Raw genomic sequence first — 14883 nt, 5'->3', positions numbered from 1 at the left:
TAAAACAAGGATTAATCTATGACTATAAAAACTCAGTATAGTGATGAAGAGTTGGAAGAATTCCGCACTATAATCAATGAAAAAATTGCTATTGCTCGTCAGAGTTATGATGAGATGATAAGACAATTAATGAATGCAGATAGTAATGATGTTGATGATACATCTCCTAAATACAAAGCTTTAGAAGAGGGAAGTACCACTCAATCTAAAGAAGAGTTGGTTGAGATGGCGAATCGACAGAATAAGTTTATTCAAGGATTAGAGGCAGCTTTAGTTCGCATCAAGAATAAAACTTATGGTATAGATAGGATCACTGGTGAGCTAATTCCTAAAGAACGCTTACGTGCAGTGCCTCATGCTACTTTGAGTGTAGCATCAAAGCAAATGAGAAAAAAATAACGATTGAAGCACAAGGTGAAAAATATTTTAAAGAATGTCACGGGTTTACGATTAGTATGGTTTATTGTTTTGGCCATACTAATCGTTGATCAAATTATAAAGTTTGAGGTTAAGTCTACGATGTCTTTAGGTGAATCAATACCCATTACATCGTGGTTTAAGATTACATTTATTGAAAATAACGGTATGGCTTATGGCATGACGTTTATCAATAAGATTGTACTTAGCATTTTTAGACTTATTGCCATCACCGCAATAGGATCTTATGTTCGTAAAATAACCAAAACAACTCATCGTAAAGGTTATGTTGCTTGTCTTGCATTAGTGCTATCAGGAGCAATAGGTAACATGATAGATTCGATGTTTTATGGTTTGATTTTTAATGCATCAACTCCCTTTAATGTATCAGAACTCGTTCCTTTTGGAACAGGCTATGCAGGTTTTCTAGAAGGAAAAGTTGTGGATATGTTCTATTTCCCTTTAATAGTGACCACTTGGCCAGGATGGGTTCCAGTGTGGGGAGGACATGAGTTTATATTCTTCTCTCCTGTTTTTAACTTTGCAGATGCTGCAATTAGCTGTGGAGTTGTTCTGCTCATTCTTTTTTATAGAAAAGAGATGGAAAGCTTAAGTCTTAATTTCTTCTCAAAGAAATCAAAAGAGAAAGAGGAAAATTAAGTAAGTATTAGTTAGTTTATTTATTGTTGTTTTTGATCGTAGGTATAATGGTATTTATAAAGAGACATCTTGCATTATTACAGATAATGAGTATATCTTTAATCTTGTTTGTGACATGCAAACCAGGTGTACCTAATCGTTATATTCAACCTTCAGAGCTTGGAGATATTCTTTATGAGTATCACTTAGCAGAAGGAATCACATCGCTTAAAAACGACACTACTGCCCTTTACTATTATAAGAACAATATTCTTAAGAAGCATAACGTTACTTCAGCTGAGTTTGATTCATCTATGGTGTATTATCTTCGCCATGCTGATGAATTAAAAAAGATATACGAGCATATCTCAGAACGATTTTCTTCCGAAGCAAAAGCAAATGGCTCTGCAATAGGGAACCTTGCCAATTCTGCGTTTAATAGTGCCAATGGAGATACAACCAACGTGTGGCAAGCAGACAAAGGTATAGTTCTGACACCTTATGCTCCTACAAACCTCTATTCTTTCACGCTAAAAGTAGATTCAACCTATCATAAAGGGGATAAGTTGTTACTTGCTTTTGATGCGCAATTTATTTATCAAGATGGAGTGCGTGATGGTGTTTGCGTGGTGTCAGTAACATATAATAATGATAGTATTGCATCACAAACCGTTCGTATGAGTTCGTCAAGCTCCTATTCAATGGAGTTTACTGACATTAATAAGTATGGTGTCAAGAATATAAAAGGATTCTTCCTCCTTGGCAATGGTTCAGAAATCAATGCTTATACTTCAACAACATTGAGATTAATGGCATTGAGAGATATCCATTTAATACGTATGCATCAGAAAGAAAATAAAAAAGAAGAGAATTCACAAGAGGTACAAAAAGACTCACTAGCTATTAGAAGAGAAGAGTAGTAGATAACACAAAGAACTTATATTTATCATGTTTAGAGTGTATGGTAAGTGATGTTGTTATAAATATCATATTCTTTTTGTATTTAATCCTAGCTTACTTTATTTTATTAGTGTGTTATCTTCTTTTGTTTGTAACATGCTCTTAGAATAAAAATAAACTTATTTGAAATATTAGATATATTGTAGTTTTCAAATTAAAAACCTTTTATATGTTGAAAAAATTATTACTATTATCAGCTTTCTTAGGGTTAGTAGATATGGCAAATGCCTGCACTAACTTTATTGTTGGAAAGAAAGCAAGTGCCGATGGCTCTGTTATTTGTACCTATAATGCCGATGATTATGGCTTGTTTATAAATTTATGTCATTATCCTGCAGGCATTCATCCTAAAGGAACCATGCGAAAAATATTCAACTGGGATACTAATAAATATCAAGGAGTAATTCCTGAGGCTTCTCAAACCTATAATGTTATTGGTAATATCAATGAGTTTCAAGTCTCTATTGCAGAAACAACTTATGGTGGTAGAGAAGAAATGGAAGACTCAACAGGTATCCTCGATTATGGTTCGCTTATCTATTTAGCTCTTCAACGTTCGAAAACTGCTCGTGAAGCAATTAATATAATGACCACTTTAGCACAAACTTATGGATACAATAGCGGTGGAGAAACCTTTACAATATGCGATCCAAACGAAGCTTGGATTATGGAAATGATGGGTAAAGGATCAGGGTCTAAAGGTGTCGTGTGGGTAGCTTTGCGTGTGCCCGATGATGCAATATGTGCTCATGCCAATCAAAGTAGAATAACAAAGTTCAATATGACTGATAAAGCTAATGTGCTTTATTCTAAGGACGTTGTTTCTTTTGCACGTTCAAAAGGTTGGTTTACTGGAAAAGATAAAGATTTTTCGTGGAGAGATACTTATGCAAAACCCACCTTTGGAGGTCGTCGTTTCTGTGATGCTCGTGTGTGGAGTTTCTTTAATCATTTTGCTAATGACTTTGATAAATATCTTCCTTGGGCTTTAGGAAAAGATAAAGATGCAGAAGATATGCCTCTATGGATTATTCCAAATAAAAAGGTTAGCGTGCAAGATGTTATGGCTTGTATGCGTGATCACTATGAAAACACACCACTTGCGCTAGATACTTCGAGTGTAGGATCAGGTGTTTGGGAAATGCCTTATCGTCCAACTCCTCTACGTTTCAAAGTAGATGGAAAGAATTATTTCAACGAACGTCCTGTATCTACTCAGCAAACAGCTTTCTCTTACGTTGCTCAATTGCGATCATGGTTGCCTAGAGAGATTGGCGGAGTGTTGTGGTTTGGTAATGATGATGGTAATATGGTCGCATATACTCCTATTTATTGTGGTAATATAACACAGCCTGAATGTTATAATACACCTGGAGCCGATGCTGTAACATTTTCAGATAAGAATGCCTTTTGGGTGTGTAACTGGGTTTCTAATATGGTTTATCCACGTTATAATCAGATGTTCTCAACCTTGAAAGAGGTGAGAGATAGTTTAGAGAATAGCTATTTTGTCAATCAGTCTTTTATCGAAAAGCAAGCAGTTTCATTATACAACACAGATAAAGCGAAGGCTCTTAGCTTGTTGAATCAATATAGTAATGATAGAGCACAACAGATGTTGCACCATTGGAAAGATCTTGCTGTTCGTCTAATTGTGAAGTTTAACGATATGACAGTTAAGCCCGAGAAGAACGGAGCATTTGTAAGAACACCAGAGGGGACAGGGGCAGCGGTTAAACGTCCAGGCTTTTCAAATACCTTTGCACGCAAACTTATAAAAGAAACAGGTGGCAAATATGAATGTCCAGCTGAATATTAAAGAAGGTGTAATATCCTACAAGTGTGTAAGTCTATTCTTATGTTATTCTTACTTATACCAAGAAAAGAAAATATGGGCTTACACACTTTTTAGAATACGTCCCCATAAAATCCTTTGTGTTTATATAAAATAAAAAATGTAAGAGAAGTTCTAGATACTCTCTTACATTTTTTTATTTTATGTACACCCTTAGGGATTCGAACCCTAGACCCACTGATTAAGAGTCAGTTGCTCTACCAACTGAGCTAAGGGTGCTTAAGAATAACATTAAAATGTACACCCTTAGGGATTCGAACCCTAGACCCACTGATTAAGAGTCAGTTGCTCTACCAACTGAGCTAAGGGTGCATACATTCAATTATTACGCCATTTCTTAATAGCTGTGCAAAGATATTCTTTTTTTGTTTAATAGCAAAATAAATGCAACCTTTTTTATAAAAATAATTATTCATTCCTTATGAATATTACTTTTGGATACCTTTTTGTGGTGATATAAGGAATATTTATTATCTTTGCAATGTATATAAAGAATTATAATTGAAACATAAATAATCATGAGTAGACAATTAGAAAAGATCAAAGAGCTTATCGCAAAGCGTGAAAAAGCTCGTCTCGGAGGTGGCGAAAAGGCCATAGAAAAACAACATGAACGTGGTAAATATACCGCTCGTGAAAGAATTGACATGTTGGTTGACGAGGGTTCTTTTGAAGAATACGATATGTTTAAGCTTCATCGTAGCCATAACTTCGGCATGGAAAAGAAACAATTCTTAGGAGATGGCGTTGTTGCTGGTAGTGCAACTATAGATGGAAGGCTTGTTTATGTATATGCACAAGACTTTACTGTGAATGGCGGATCATTGTCTGAAACAATGTCTCAAAAGATCTGTAAGGTTATGGATATGGCTATGCAGAACGGAGCTCCTATGATTTGTGTAAACGACTCGGGTGGTGCTCGTATTCAAGAAGGTATTTGTGCGCTTGCAGGTTATGGTGAAATCTTTGAAAGAAACATTCTTGCTAGTGGTGTTATTCCTCAAATCAGCGCAATTTTTGGTCCATGTGCAGGTGGAGCTGTTTACTCACCAGCTCTTACAGACTTTACTCTTATGACTGAAGGAACATCATATATGTTCTTAACTGGTCCTAAAGTGGTGAAGACTGTTACTGGAGAAGATGTTGATGCTGAAAGCCTTGGTGGTGCAAGTGTACACTCAACAAAGAGTGGTGTTACTCACTTTACCGCTAAAACTGAAGAAGAAGGCATCGCACTTATTAAGAAATTATTAAGCTATATCCCTTCTAATAATATGGAAACTGCACCTGTAGTAGAGTGCAATGACCCAATTAATAGAATGGAAGATTCATTAAATGAAATATTACCAGAAGATCCTAACCAAGCATACGATATGTATAAAGTTATCACTGCGATAACTGATCATGGTGAGTTCTTCGAAGTTCAACCTAAATTTGCTAAGAACATCATTACAGGTTTTGCACGTTTCAATGGACAAAGCGTTGGTATCGTTGCGAATCAACCTTCTGCTTATGCAGGTGTTCTTGATGTAAATGCTTCTAGAAAGGGTGCTCGTTTCGTTCGTTTCTGTGACGCTTTTAATATTCCAATTGTGTCTTTAGTTGACGTTCCTGGATTCTTACCTGGAACAGGACAAGAATATAACGCTGTAATTCTTCATGGTGCGCAACTTCTTTATGCTTATGGAGAAGCTACTGTGCCTAAAATTACGATAAACTTACGTAAGAGTTATGGTGGTTCTCATATCGTGATGGGTTGTAAACAATTACGTTCAGACTTAAACTTCGCATGGCCCTCTGCTGAAATCGCAGTGATGGGAGCAGGTGGAGCGGTTGCAGTTCTTTATGCAAAAGAAGCTAAGACACACGAAGATCCACGTTCTTTCCTTGCAGAAAAGGAAGAAGAATATACAGAAATGTTTGCTAATCCTTATCAAGCAGCACAATATGGCTATATTGACGATGTGATTGAACCACGCAATACACGTTTCCGTATTTGTAGAGGTTTGGCTCAATTGGCAAATAAACGTCAATCATTGCCAGCTAAGAAACATGGTTGTATGCCAATGTAATTTAAACTTAAAAGTATAATTTATATGGTTAAAGATAAAAATGTTTATGCAGCCATTGCTTTAGCACTTCACGAATTTAAAGGAAATAACGTACACGATAAAGAGTCGGGCATTATAACTATTAAGCAAAAGCAAACAATGTGGAATGCAAAGTTCCTTTCTTTCACTCAAAAGCCAGTACGATAAGGAACTAGTAAATGTTACAATGACAAAATAAAAATTGTAGAAATGAAAGAATATAAATATATCATAGACGGAAAAGAATATAAAGTTGCTATCAATGAAGTAGTAGACAATGTTGCCAATGTAACTGTAAATGGTGATTCTTTTCAAGTTGAAATGGAGAAAGAGTCTGAACCTGAAAAGAAAAAAGTAGTTCTTGGAAAAGCAGAAAACAAAGCTGAAGAGAGTGACTCAACCACAACTTCTGCTGCAAATGTAAATACAGACAACGCTGTTAAGGCTCCTCTTCCAGGTGTAATTCGTGACATTCCTGTTGCTGTTGGCGATACTGTTGCTGTTGGCGACACTGTTGTAGTGCTTGAAGCGATGAAGATGGCAAACAATCTTGAGGCTGAAAAGGCAGGTAAGGTTACTGCAATTTTAGTGAAGGTGGGTGAGAATGTTCTTGAAGATACAGCATTAGTTGTAATTGAATAATAAAAGAATAGAAGTATTTATTTTATTAGATATTATAAAAAAACTGACAATAGTCATAATTTGTATCCCAAAAGTTTTATAATTAAACTTTTGGGATATTTTTTATATAATGAACATGTTTATCAGATAGCAATAATATCTATTGCCAAGAAAATAGCATATAAAATAAATATCATTTCTTTTGTAAATAAGAATAAAATATTTAACTTTGAATTCATAATAGAAAATTTATCTGTTATTATACTAAACAATTTTATTAAGAAACACATTAAACCTTAAAGAACCTATGAGTTATTTGCACTTTGAGAAATCCTTGATAACGAATTTAGAGGAAGCACTCCCAAGAGAGTTGCTCAGAACAAATCGTTCGGGTGCTTATTCGTGCTCAACCGTCGTTGATTGTAACACTCGCAAGTATCATGGACTACTTGTAATACCTATTCCTAAACTTGATGAAGAGAACCATGTATTGTTATCTTCAATGGATGTTACCGTAATTCAGCATGGAGCAGAATTTAATCTTGGGCTACATAAATATCAAGGAGATAACTATAGTCCTAAAGGACATAAGTATATTCGAGAGTTTAACTGCGATAAAGTTCCAACAACTCTATATCGTGTAGGTGGAGTAATCTTGAAAAAAGAAGTTGTTTTTCAGCATTATGAAGATCGAATACTTATTCGTTACACTTTAGTTGATGCTCACTCTACTACAACTTTGCGTTTTAAACCATTCTTAGCGTTTAGAAGTGTAAGACAATTTACACACGAAAACTCGGTGGCTAGTCGTGATTATTTTGCGGTGACCAATGGTATTAAAACCCGGATGTATGAAGGTTATCCCGACCTTTATATGCAGTTTAGTAAGAAAAATACATTCGTTTTTCAGCCAGATTGGTATAGAGGTATCGAATATACAAAGGAACAAGAACGTGGTTATGCATCAAATGAAGATTTGTATGTACCAGGTTACTTCGAAATGAATATAAAGAAGGGTGAAAGTATCGTTTTCTCTGCTTCTATTTCAGAATGTAAAACAAAAGAATTAAAATCACTTTTTGAAGCAGAAGTAGAAGAAAGATCTCCTAGAGATAACTTCTTGCACTGCTTAATTAATGCGGCACACCAGTTCCATAACCGCAGTAAAAAAGACGAGAGATATATTCTTGCAGGATATCCTTGGTTTAAATGTCGTGCAAGAGATACCTTTATTTCTCTTCCTGGCTTAACGCTTTCTATTGAAGAGGCTGACTATTTCGAGTTGGTTATGGAAACAGCAGAGGTCGGATTGAGAGAATTTATGGAAGGAAAGCCTTTGTCTGTAGACATATATGAAATGGAACAACCAGACGTTTTGTTATGGGCAATATGGGCTATTCAACAATATTCAAAAGAAGAAGGAAAAGAAAAGTGTCTTGAAAAATACGGAAAACTTCTTCATGATCTTATTGATTTCATTATTAATAATAAACATTCAAACTTATTTCTTGATGAACAAGGCTTATTAAAGACCAACGGACGAGATAAAGCAGTAACATGGATGAACTCTACAGTTAATGGTAAACCTGTTATTCCACGTACAGGTTATATCGTTGAGTTTAATGCTTTGTGGTATAATGCTCTAATGTTTGTGTCTAAACTCCTAGAAGAAACGAATAAAGAATTTACTGAAAAGCTTCTTGCAATTGCAGAGAAATGCCAGCAATCATTTGTAAATACTTTCTTAAATGATTATGGTTATCTCTTTGATTACGTTGATGGTAACATGATAGATTGGAGCGTTCGTCCTAATATGATATTTGCTGCAGCTCTTGATTACTCTCCATTAACACAAGAACAAAAGAAAGGTATTATAGAAATATGTACCAAAGAACTATTAACTCCTAAGGGTTTAAGAACCTTATCTCCAAAGAGTGGTGGTTACAACCCAATGTATACCGGTCCTCAAACGCAACGAGATTACGCCTATCATCAAGGAACAGCATGGCCATGGCTAGGTGGTTTCTATATGGAAGCGTGTCTAAAACTATTTAAACATACTCGATTAAGCTTTATAGAGCGCCAAATGGTGGGTTATGAAGACGAGATGACCAATCATTGTTTGGGCACTATTCCAGAGTTGTTCGATGGTAATCCCCCCTTTAAAGGGCGTGGAGCAATATCTTTTGCTATGAATGTTGCAGAGATATTAAGAACACTTGAGTTACTAGAAAAATATAACTTTAAATAAGAGAGGGCTGAAACATGAAAGTATTAATGTTCGGATGGGAGTATCCACCTCACATTCTTGGAGGATTAGGAACAGCAAGTTTCGGTATATCTGAAGGCCTCCATGCTCAAGGTGACATGGAAATTACATTCTGTTTGCCACGTCCTTGGGGTGATGAAGATAAAAAGGCTGCAAATATTATAGCCATGAATTGCGTGCCAATTGCATGGAGAGATGTTTCTGAAGACTATCTAAAAGAACGCATAGGGCATGTAATGTCGCCTGAAGTATATTATGACTTGCGTAATAATATATATGCAGATTTTAACTATATGCAGCTTAATGAACTTGGCTGTATTGAATTTTCTGGTAAGTATTTAGACAACTTACACGATGAAATTAATAATTATTCAATTGTTGCAGGAGTCGTAAGTAGACAGCAAGAGTATGATATTATTCATGCACATGACTGGTTAACGTATCCTGCAGGCATTCATGCAAAACGCATATCTGGTAAACCTTTGTGTATACATGTGCATGCAACCGACTTTGATAGATCACGTGGACAAGTGAATCCAACCGTTTATTCTATTGAAAAAGATGGAATGGATCATGCAGACTGCATCATGTGTGTAAGTGAACTAACACGTCAAACGGTTATCAATCAATATCACCAAGATCCAAGAAAAGTATTTACAGTACACAATGCTGTTTATCCTTTATCAGAAGAAATACGAGCTATTCCACGTCAAAACCATAAAGACAAAGATAAAATTGTAACGTTCTTAGGTCGTATTACAATGCAAAAAGGACCTGAATATTTCGTTGAAGCAGCAAGTATGGTATTACATAGAACTAGAAATGTTAGATTCTGTATGGCTGGCAGTGGTGATATGATGAATAAAATGATTAAACTTGCAGCAAAAAAAGGAATTGCAGATAGATTTCATTTTCCTGGCTTCATGAAAGGAAAAGAAGTGTATGAATGTTTAAAAAACTCCGATGTTTACGTCATGCCATCAGTTAGTGAGCCCTTTGGAATATCACCTTTAGAGGCTATGCAATGTGGAACTCCAACTATAATATCTAAACAAAGTGGTTGTTCTGAGATATTGACCAATTGTATAAAGGTAGATTATTGGGACATACACGCTATGGCAGACGCTATTTACTCAATTTGTCACAATGATAGTTTATTTGATTATCTACAAGAAGAAGGTTTGAAAGAAGTAAATCAAATAACTTGGGCAAAAGTTGGTTTGTGGATTAGAGAACTATATGAACGTGTTCTTTAAAGTATTATAGTTGCAAAACAAAAAAATATCAATAGAAATAGCTATGAAAACAATCTGTCTTTATTTCGAAATTCACCAAATAACTCACTTAAAACGCTATCGTTTTTTTGACATTGGTACCGATCATTATTACTATGATGATTATGAAAATGAACGCACAATAAATGATATTGCCGAGAAATCATATATGCCTGCTCTCGAAACTCTTCACAAGATGATTAAAGAAAATGGCAAGTTTTTTAAAGTTGCCTTTTCTTTATCAGGTGTGGGAATAGAGCAATTAGAGATGCATGCACCACAAGTTTTAGATAAGTTGCAGCAACTTAACGAAACAGGTTGTGTGGAGTTTTTGGCAGAACCCTATTCGCATGGTTTGTCTTCACTAACAAATGAAGAATGTTTTGTTGAGGAAGTAAAAAAACAATGTGTTAAAATAAAGGATTATTTTGGACAAACTCCTAAGGTAATCAGAAACTCTTCACTTATCTATAGTGATGATATTGGCTTGCAAATGCAGCAAATGGGCTTTATTGGAGCATTGACTGAAGGTGCAAAACATGTGTTAGGTTGGAAGTCGCCACATTATTTATATAATTGTGCTCTTACCCCAAAGTTAAAACTTTTATTAAGAGATGTGACTTTAAGTGATGATATATCTCTTCGTTTTAATAATAGTTCTTGGGATGAATATCCTTTGTTTGCAGATAAGTACATTAATAAAATAACAATACTTCCTGAGGATGAGCAAGTTATTAACTTGTTTATGGAATTATCAGCTCTAGGAATTGCTCAACCTTTATCAAGTAATATTCTGGAGTTTTTACATGCTCTACCTACTCAGGCAAAGGAAAAAGGAATAACGTTCTCAACACCTTCAGAGATTTGTATGAAACTTAAGAGTGTTGGAGAATTGCATGTCCCAGATGCAATATCATGGGCAGATGAAGAAAGAAATTTGAGTTGTTGGTTAGGAAATCCAATGCAACGTGAGGCATTTGAAAAACTTTATAGTATTGCAGAGCGTGTAAGAATAACCAATGAACCACGTATTAAGCAAGACTGGGATTACCTTCAAGCTTCTAATAACTTTAGATTTATGAGTACAAAGCCATCAAGTGTAATGTTTGGTAGAGGTATTTACGATAATGCTTTTGATGCATTTACCAACTACATGAATATTCTTGGCGATTTTATAAATCGTGTAAACAGCTTGTATCCTGAAGAAATTGATAATGAAGAACTGAATAGTCTTCTAACGACAATTAAGAATCAAGGTGAAGAAATTGCTATTCGTGAAAAAGAAATTATTAGACTTCAAACAAAAATAGAAAAAATAGAAAAAGAGAAAGGAAAAATTCCTAAAGAGATTAGTTCTAAGAAAAAGATAAAAAAAAATGCAACAGAAAGAAATAAAGAATAAATATTATTTATGCAATTCTGTTAAAATAAATATTGTTGAATAGTTTTTGTATTAAAATCAATTAATATGATGTTGAAATTTCTTTATAAATAATTTTGAGATATCAAATATTATATTTATATTTGTCACGTTATTTTTTAGATTTCGACATTATTGAAATCATCCTCCGAGGTTGGTTGCATCCTGCACCAACCTCTTTTTATATTAATAATTTGTTTAAATCAATCTTTTTATTTACCTTTGTTCTATTCAAATTATTATAAGTAAAACAATAAAGAAAAGCCTATAGAGAAATATTTACTTCATCAGAACTAATAAGACATGAAGAAATTACATGAAATGACCAATGAAGAATTGGCGTTATCTTATATAAATGGAAACAACAAAGCTTTTGATTTGTTACTTTCAAGAAATCAAGAACAATTGTTTTCTTACATCTTCTTTATTGTGAAAGACCATGCTTTAGCTGACGATTTATTTCAAGAAACTTTCATAAAAGTAATTACTAAGCTTAATGAAGGGAAGTATTGTATAAACGGAAGGTTTGGAGCATGGCTAGTAACCGTGGCACATAATACCATAATGGATTTCTATAGAAGTTCTAAAAACGATAAATATATTAATAATATTGATACAAATGAGTTCGAAAATGCAGTGAGTTTATCGCTTATGGATAGTTGTATTGAGAACCATTATGTTAATCAACAAGTATTGAAAGATGTGAAACACATGGTTGATATGCTTCCAACTCTTCAACGTGAAGTGGTGTTTATGCGTTTTTTTCAGCAGCTATCGTTTAAAGAAATTGCAGAAATTACTAATGTGAGTATAAATACAGCTTTGGGTAGAATGCGTTATGCAATACTTAATTTACGAAGGATGGTAAAGACAAATAATATAACTTTGAATTTAGATTGATATAATCCCAAACAAAACAATAAACAAAAAATTGGCTAATATGACAAAATCCAGTTTATACGGGATCGTAGATTTTTAGTAAGGGGAAGCATGTTGTTTAGAAACAAGCTTAAAAGAATTATTGTTGTCCAGTAAAATTTCTCTCTCTAATTCATTGCAATAAAGAATGCTTCTAAAAAGTACTATTTGGGGGTATTTTCTCTGAATATTTGCCTCAAATTCATTCAAATAAGAAGTTTCTAGTAACTATTATATTTGAAACCAAAAGTAAGTTCCTTTGGGCTATACATATTTTTAGTGCCGAAAAACAAAGGATTATAGAACTTTCAAAAAGTTTGTACTAGACTGCAATACAAAAGAAATAAATTTTAGACTAGTACCTAGTCTTACACACTTTTTAAGAACACTACCTCTATAAACTTCTTTTTTAGGATACTACCGATTTTTATCCGAAATAATATTTACCAGGTGGCAAGAAAAGTAGACTGGAAACTCCAGACTACTAAATGTTTATTTTATTCAAAAGGGGGCTTATATGACAAAAATGGAAGTATTGTGTATACTTCCATTTTGTGTTTAAATTCAACTTATATAGTGAATAAAATTTACTATTAATAATTGTTAGCTTCTAATTCGAAGAAAGCTTTTGGGTGACGGCATACAGGACAAACCTCTGGCGCCTTCTTGCCAAATACTAGATGACCGCAATTACGACAAACCCAGATGCAATCCCCGTCACGAGAGAATACTACTTCGTCGTTAATGTTTTGAAGAAGCTTGCGATAACGCTCTTCATGTCTCTTCTCAATAGCACCAACTCCACGCATTTGACGTGCGATTTCAGGGAATCCTTCCTCATCAGCTTCACGTGCCATACGGTCATACATGTCGGTCCACTCATAGTTTTCACCATTCGCAGCCTCTACTAAATTCTCTGCAGTAGATTTAATATCGCCTCCTTCAAGATACTTAAACCACATCTTTGCGTGTGCTCTTTCGTTGATTGCAGTCTCTTCAAAGATTGCAGCAATTTGTTCGTAACCATCTTTACGAGCCTTAGCTGCGAAGTATTCGTACTTGGTTTTTGCTTGAGACTCACCTGCAAAGGCTTCCTTTAAATTCTTTTCTGTTTTTGTTCCTTTAAGTTCTTTCATAATGTTTGGTATTTAATTTGTATAAATGTATAATTCTTTGGAACATTAAGTGCATAGCACTCAAGTTGTTACGCTTTACTATTACCTTATAATAAAAGGCTTATTCGATACTAATGTTATTGTACTTGTGTTATATTCTTATTGCAAAAGTAATAAAAATATTCTTTTGATATATCTTATTTTATATAAAAGTTACCGATTTAAACGGCTTTAACACAGCTAATAACTATATTGTTATCTCTCCAGCAAGGGGAATTTGCATTAAACGGATTAGTTCTTCATTGGGCAAGTTCATTGCTTTTAGGTGCATAAGCTTTGTTGCTGCCGCCTCAACAGTAGAGTCGAAACCACTAATAACGCCTGCACTTTGAAGCTGATGGCCTGTTTCGTAGCGGTACATTTCAACCTTTCCCGATATACATTGACTGATGTTTACAATAGTAACTCCACGTTCTGAGGCTTTAGAAAGAAGGTTCATGAGCCATTGTTGATGTGGAGCATTACCACTTCCATAACTTCTTATGATTACACCTTCAAGCTCTGGAGCATCGAAAATGTGCTTTGTTATATTCTCTTGTATGCCTGGAAAAAGTGAAAGTATAACGATATTCGGGTTCAAATCCTTGTGTATAACAGTTGGTTTGCTATAGTTTGGCTTAATAATAGCATGGTCGTGAAATCGAATATTAACACCTACGTCGCATAAACGGGGATAGTTGAAACTATCGAAAGCATCGAAACCATCTGCATTTCGTTTGGTGCTTCGGTTTCCTCTGATAAGTTGTCCATTGAAATAGATACACACTTCGGGTACTAAAGGATAGCCTTCTTTGTTGTGCGATGCTGCTAATTCTATACTAGTGATGAGATTTTCTTTTCCATCTGTGCGCAATTGACCTATAGGAAGTTGACTTCCTGTAAGTATGATGGGTTTTGTTAGGTTCTCAATCATGAACGAAAGGGCAGAAGCTGTGTATGACATGGTGTCTGTTCCGTGAAGAATAACAAAACCATCGTATTGACTATATTTCTCTTCAATTAATGAAACAAGACGTGTCCATAGTTCAGGTGTCATATCACTAGAATCTATTGGTGGTGTGAACTGATAGGTGTCAATTGCTGTTTTTAAGTATTTAAACTCAGGGACGTTATTTAAAAAGTTGTTAAAGTCTAGCGGATGCAATGCACCTGTAGTGTGGTTAACACCCATTCCAATGGTTCCACCAGTGTAAATGAGCAATACTTTACCTTTGCGTGTCATCATATATTATTCTTTTTGTAGAC

The 14883-nt window shown here is 34.7% G+C and carries 13 protein-coding genes and 2 tRNA genes; 11 read left to right on the top strand and 4 right to left on the bottom strand.

Annotated elements, in window-relative coordinates:
- Positions 1-18: 18 nt before the first annotated feature.
- From HMPREF0669_RS06535 to HMPREF0669_RS06520, 4 genes are all read left to right on the top strand, one after another.
- A complete protein-coding gene (locus HMPREF0669_RS06535) occupies positions 19-399 on the top strand; it encodes a molecular chaperone DnaK (protein WP_009227731.1) in 381 nt (126 codons plus the stop codon).
- 15 nt (positions 400-414) lie between these two features.
- The gene (locus HMPREF0669_RS06530) at positions 415-1077 is read left to right on the top strand and encodes a lipoprotein signal peptidase (protein ID WP_009227730.1); all 663 of its coding nucleotides are present in this window, start codon (positions 415-417) and stop codon (positions 1075-1077) included.
- Positions 1078-1163: 86 nt separating this feature from the next.
- Positions 1164-1976 (top strand): DUF4296 domain-containing protein, encoded by an 813-nt coding sequence (locus tag HMPREF0669_RS06525; RefSeq protein WP_044045661.1) that lies wholly within the window; start codon positions 1164-1166, stop codon positions 1974-1976.
- A gap of 209 nt (positions 1977-2185) precedes the next feature.
- Entirely contained in the window at positions 2186-3835 is a 1650-nt protein-coding gene (locus HMPREF0669_RS06520; RefSeq protein ID WP_009227728.1) for a dipeptidase, read from the top strand.
- Between the two features lie 182 nt (positions 3836-4017).
- Here HMPREF0669_RS06520 and HMPREF0669_RS06515 read toward each other — a convergent pair.
- Both HMPREF0669_RS06515 and HMPREF0669_RS06510 read right to left on the bottom strand, forming a co-directional pair.
- Positions 4018-4090: transfer RNA gene (locus HMPREF0669_RS06515), tRNA-Lys, on the bottom strand.
- Between the two features lie 20 nt (positions 4091-4110).
- A tRNA-Lys gene (locus HMPREF0669_RS06510) sits at positions 4111-4183 on the bottom strand.
- A 206-nt stretch (positions 4184-4389) separates the two neighbouring features.
- Here HMPREF0669_RS06510 and HMPREF0669_RS06505 point away from each other — a divergent pair.
- The 7 genes from HMPREF0669_RS06505 (at position 4390) to HMPREF0669_RS06475 (ending at position 12445) form a co-directional block, all read left to right on the top strand.
- Complete coding sequence (locus HMPREF0669_RS06505) at positions 4390-5943, top strand: acyl-CoA carboxylase subunit beta (protein WP_009227727.1); 1554 nt, start codon at positions 4390-4392, stop codon at positions 5941-5943.
- Between the two features lie 24 nt (positions 5944-5967).
- Positions 5968-6129, top strand: a complete 162-nt coding sequence (locus tag HMPREF0669_RS10355; RefSeq protein WP_009227726.1) for a hypothetical protein — start codon at positions 5968-5970, stop codon at positions 6127-6129.
- Positions 6130-6171: 42 nt separating this feature from the next.
- The gene (locus HMPREF0669_RS06500; RefSeq protein WP_009227725.1) at positions 6172-6603 is read left to right on the top strand and encodes a biotin/lipoyl-containing protein; all 432 of its coding nucleotides are present in this window, start codon (positions 6172-6174) and stop codon (positions 6601-6603) included.
- 286 nt (positions 6604-6889) lie between these two features.
- A complete protein-coding gene (locus HMPREF0669_RS06490) occupies positions 6890-8833 on the top strand; it encodes a glycogen debranching enzyme N-terminal domain-containing protein (protein WP_009227724.1) in 1944 nt (647 codons plus the stop codon).
- 14 nt (positions 8834-8847) lie between these two features.
- Positions 8848-10107 (top strand): glycosyltransferase family 4 protein, encoded by a 1260-nt coding sequence (locus HMPREF0669_RS06485; RefSeq protein WP_009227723.1) that lies wholly within the window; start codon positions 8848-8850, stop codon positions 10105-10107.
- Between the two features lie 43 nt (positions 10108-10150).
- On the top strand, positions 10151-11527 hold the full coding sequence (locus tag HMPREF0669_RS06480) for a glycoside hydrolase family 57 protein (RefSeq protein ID WP_009227722.1): 1377 nt from the start codon (positions 10151-10153) through the stop codon (positions 11525-11527).
- 321 nt (positions 11528-11848) lie between these two features.
- A complete protein-coding gene (locus HMPREF0669_RS06475) occupies positions 11849-12445 on the top strand; it encodes an RNA polymerase sigma factor (protein WP_009227721.1) in 597 nt (198 codons plus the stop codon).
- Positions 12446-13056: 611 nt separating this feature from the next.
- On the opposite strand, the gene rbr is transcribed toward HMPREF0669_RS06475, so the two are convergent.
- On the bottom strand, positions 13057-13599 hold the full coding sequence (gene rbr, locus HMPREF0669_RS06470) for a rubrerythrin (RefSeq protein ID WP_009227720.1): 543 nt from the start codon (positions 13597-13599) through the stop codon (positions 13057-13059).
- Positions 13600-13825: 226 nt separating this feature from the next.
- Entirely contained in the window at positions 13826-14860 is a 1035-nt protein-coding gene (locus tag HMPREF0669_RS06465; RefSeq protein ID WP_198024642.1) for an asparaginase, read from the bottom strand.
- Between the last annotated feature and the right edge of the window lie 23 nt (positions 14861-14883).

The sequence above is a fragment of the Prevotella sp. oral taxon 299 str. F0039 genome (genome assembly GCF_000163055.2).
GTDB lineage: Bacteria > Bacteroidota > Bacteroidia > Bacteroidales > Bacteroidaceae > Prevotella.
Note: the sequence above shows the minus strand (reverse complement) of the source record. Positions and strands in the feature narration are given on the sequence as shown.

Bases quoted from the DNA above. Each gene is read 5' to 3' on its own strand.
- HMPREF0669_RS06535 (WP_009227731.1), top strand. From the start codon at position 19: ATGACTATAAAAACTCAGTATAGTGATGAAGAGTTGGAAGAATTCCGC.
- HMPREF0669_RS06525 (WP_044045661.1), top strand. From the start codon at position 1,164: ATGAGTATATCTTTAATCTTGTTTGTGACATGCAAACCAGGTGTACCT.
- HMPREF0669_RS06520 (WP_009227728.1), top strand. From the start codon at position 2,186: ATGTTGAAAAAATTATTACTATTATCAGCTTTCTTAGGGTTAGTAGAT.
- HMPREF0669_RS06505 (WP_009227727.1), top strand. From the start codon at position 4,390: ATGAGTAGACAATTAGAAAAGATCAAAGAGCTTATCGCAAAGCGTGAA.
- HMPREF0669_RS10355 (WP_009227726.1), top strand. From the start codon at position 5,968: ATGGTTAAAGATAAAAATGTTTATGCAGCCATTGCTTTAGCACTTCAC.
- HMPREF0669_RS06500 (WP_009227725.1), top strand. From the start codon at position 6,172: ATGAAAGAATATAAATATATCATAGACGGAAAAGAATATAAAGTTGCT.
- HMPREF0669_RS06490 (WP_009227724.1), top strand. From the start codon at position 6,890: ATGAGTTATTTGCACTTTGAGAAATCCTTGATAACGAATTTAGAGGAA.
- HMPREF0669_RS06485 (WP_009227723.1), top strand. From the start codon at position 8,848: ATGAAAGTATTAATGTTCGGATGGGAGTATCCACCTCACATTCTTGGA.
- HMPREF0669_RS06480 (WP_009227722.1), top strand. From the start codon at position 10,151: ATGAAAACAATCTGTCTTTATTTCGAAATTCACCAAATAACTCACTTA.
- HMPREF0669_RS06475 (WP_009227721.1), top strand. From the start codon at position 11,849: ATGAAGAAATTACATGAAATGACCAATGAAGAATTGGCGTTATCTTAT.
- rbr (WP_009227720.1), bottom strand. From the start codon at position 13,599: ATGAAAGAACTTAAAGGAACAAAAACAGAAAAGAATTTAAAGGAAGCC.
- HMPREF0669_RS06465 (WP_198024642.1), bottom strand. From the start codon at position 14,860: ATGACACGCAAAGGTAAAGTATTGCTCATTTACACTGGTGGAACCATT.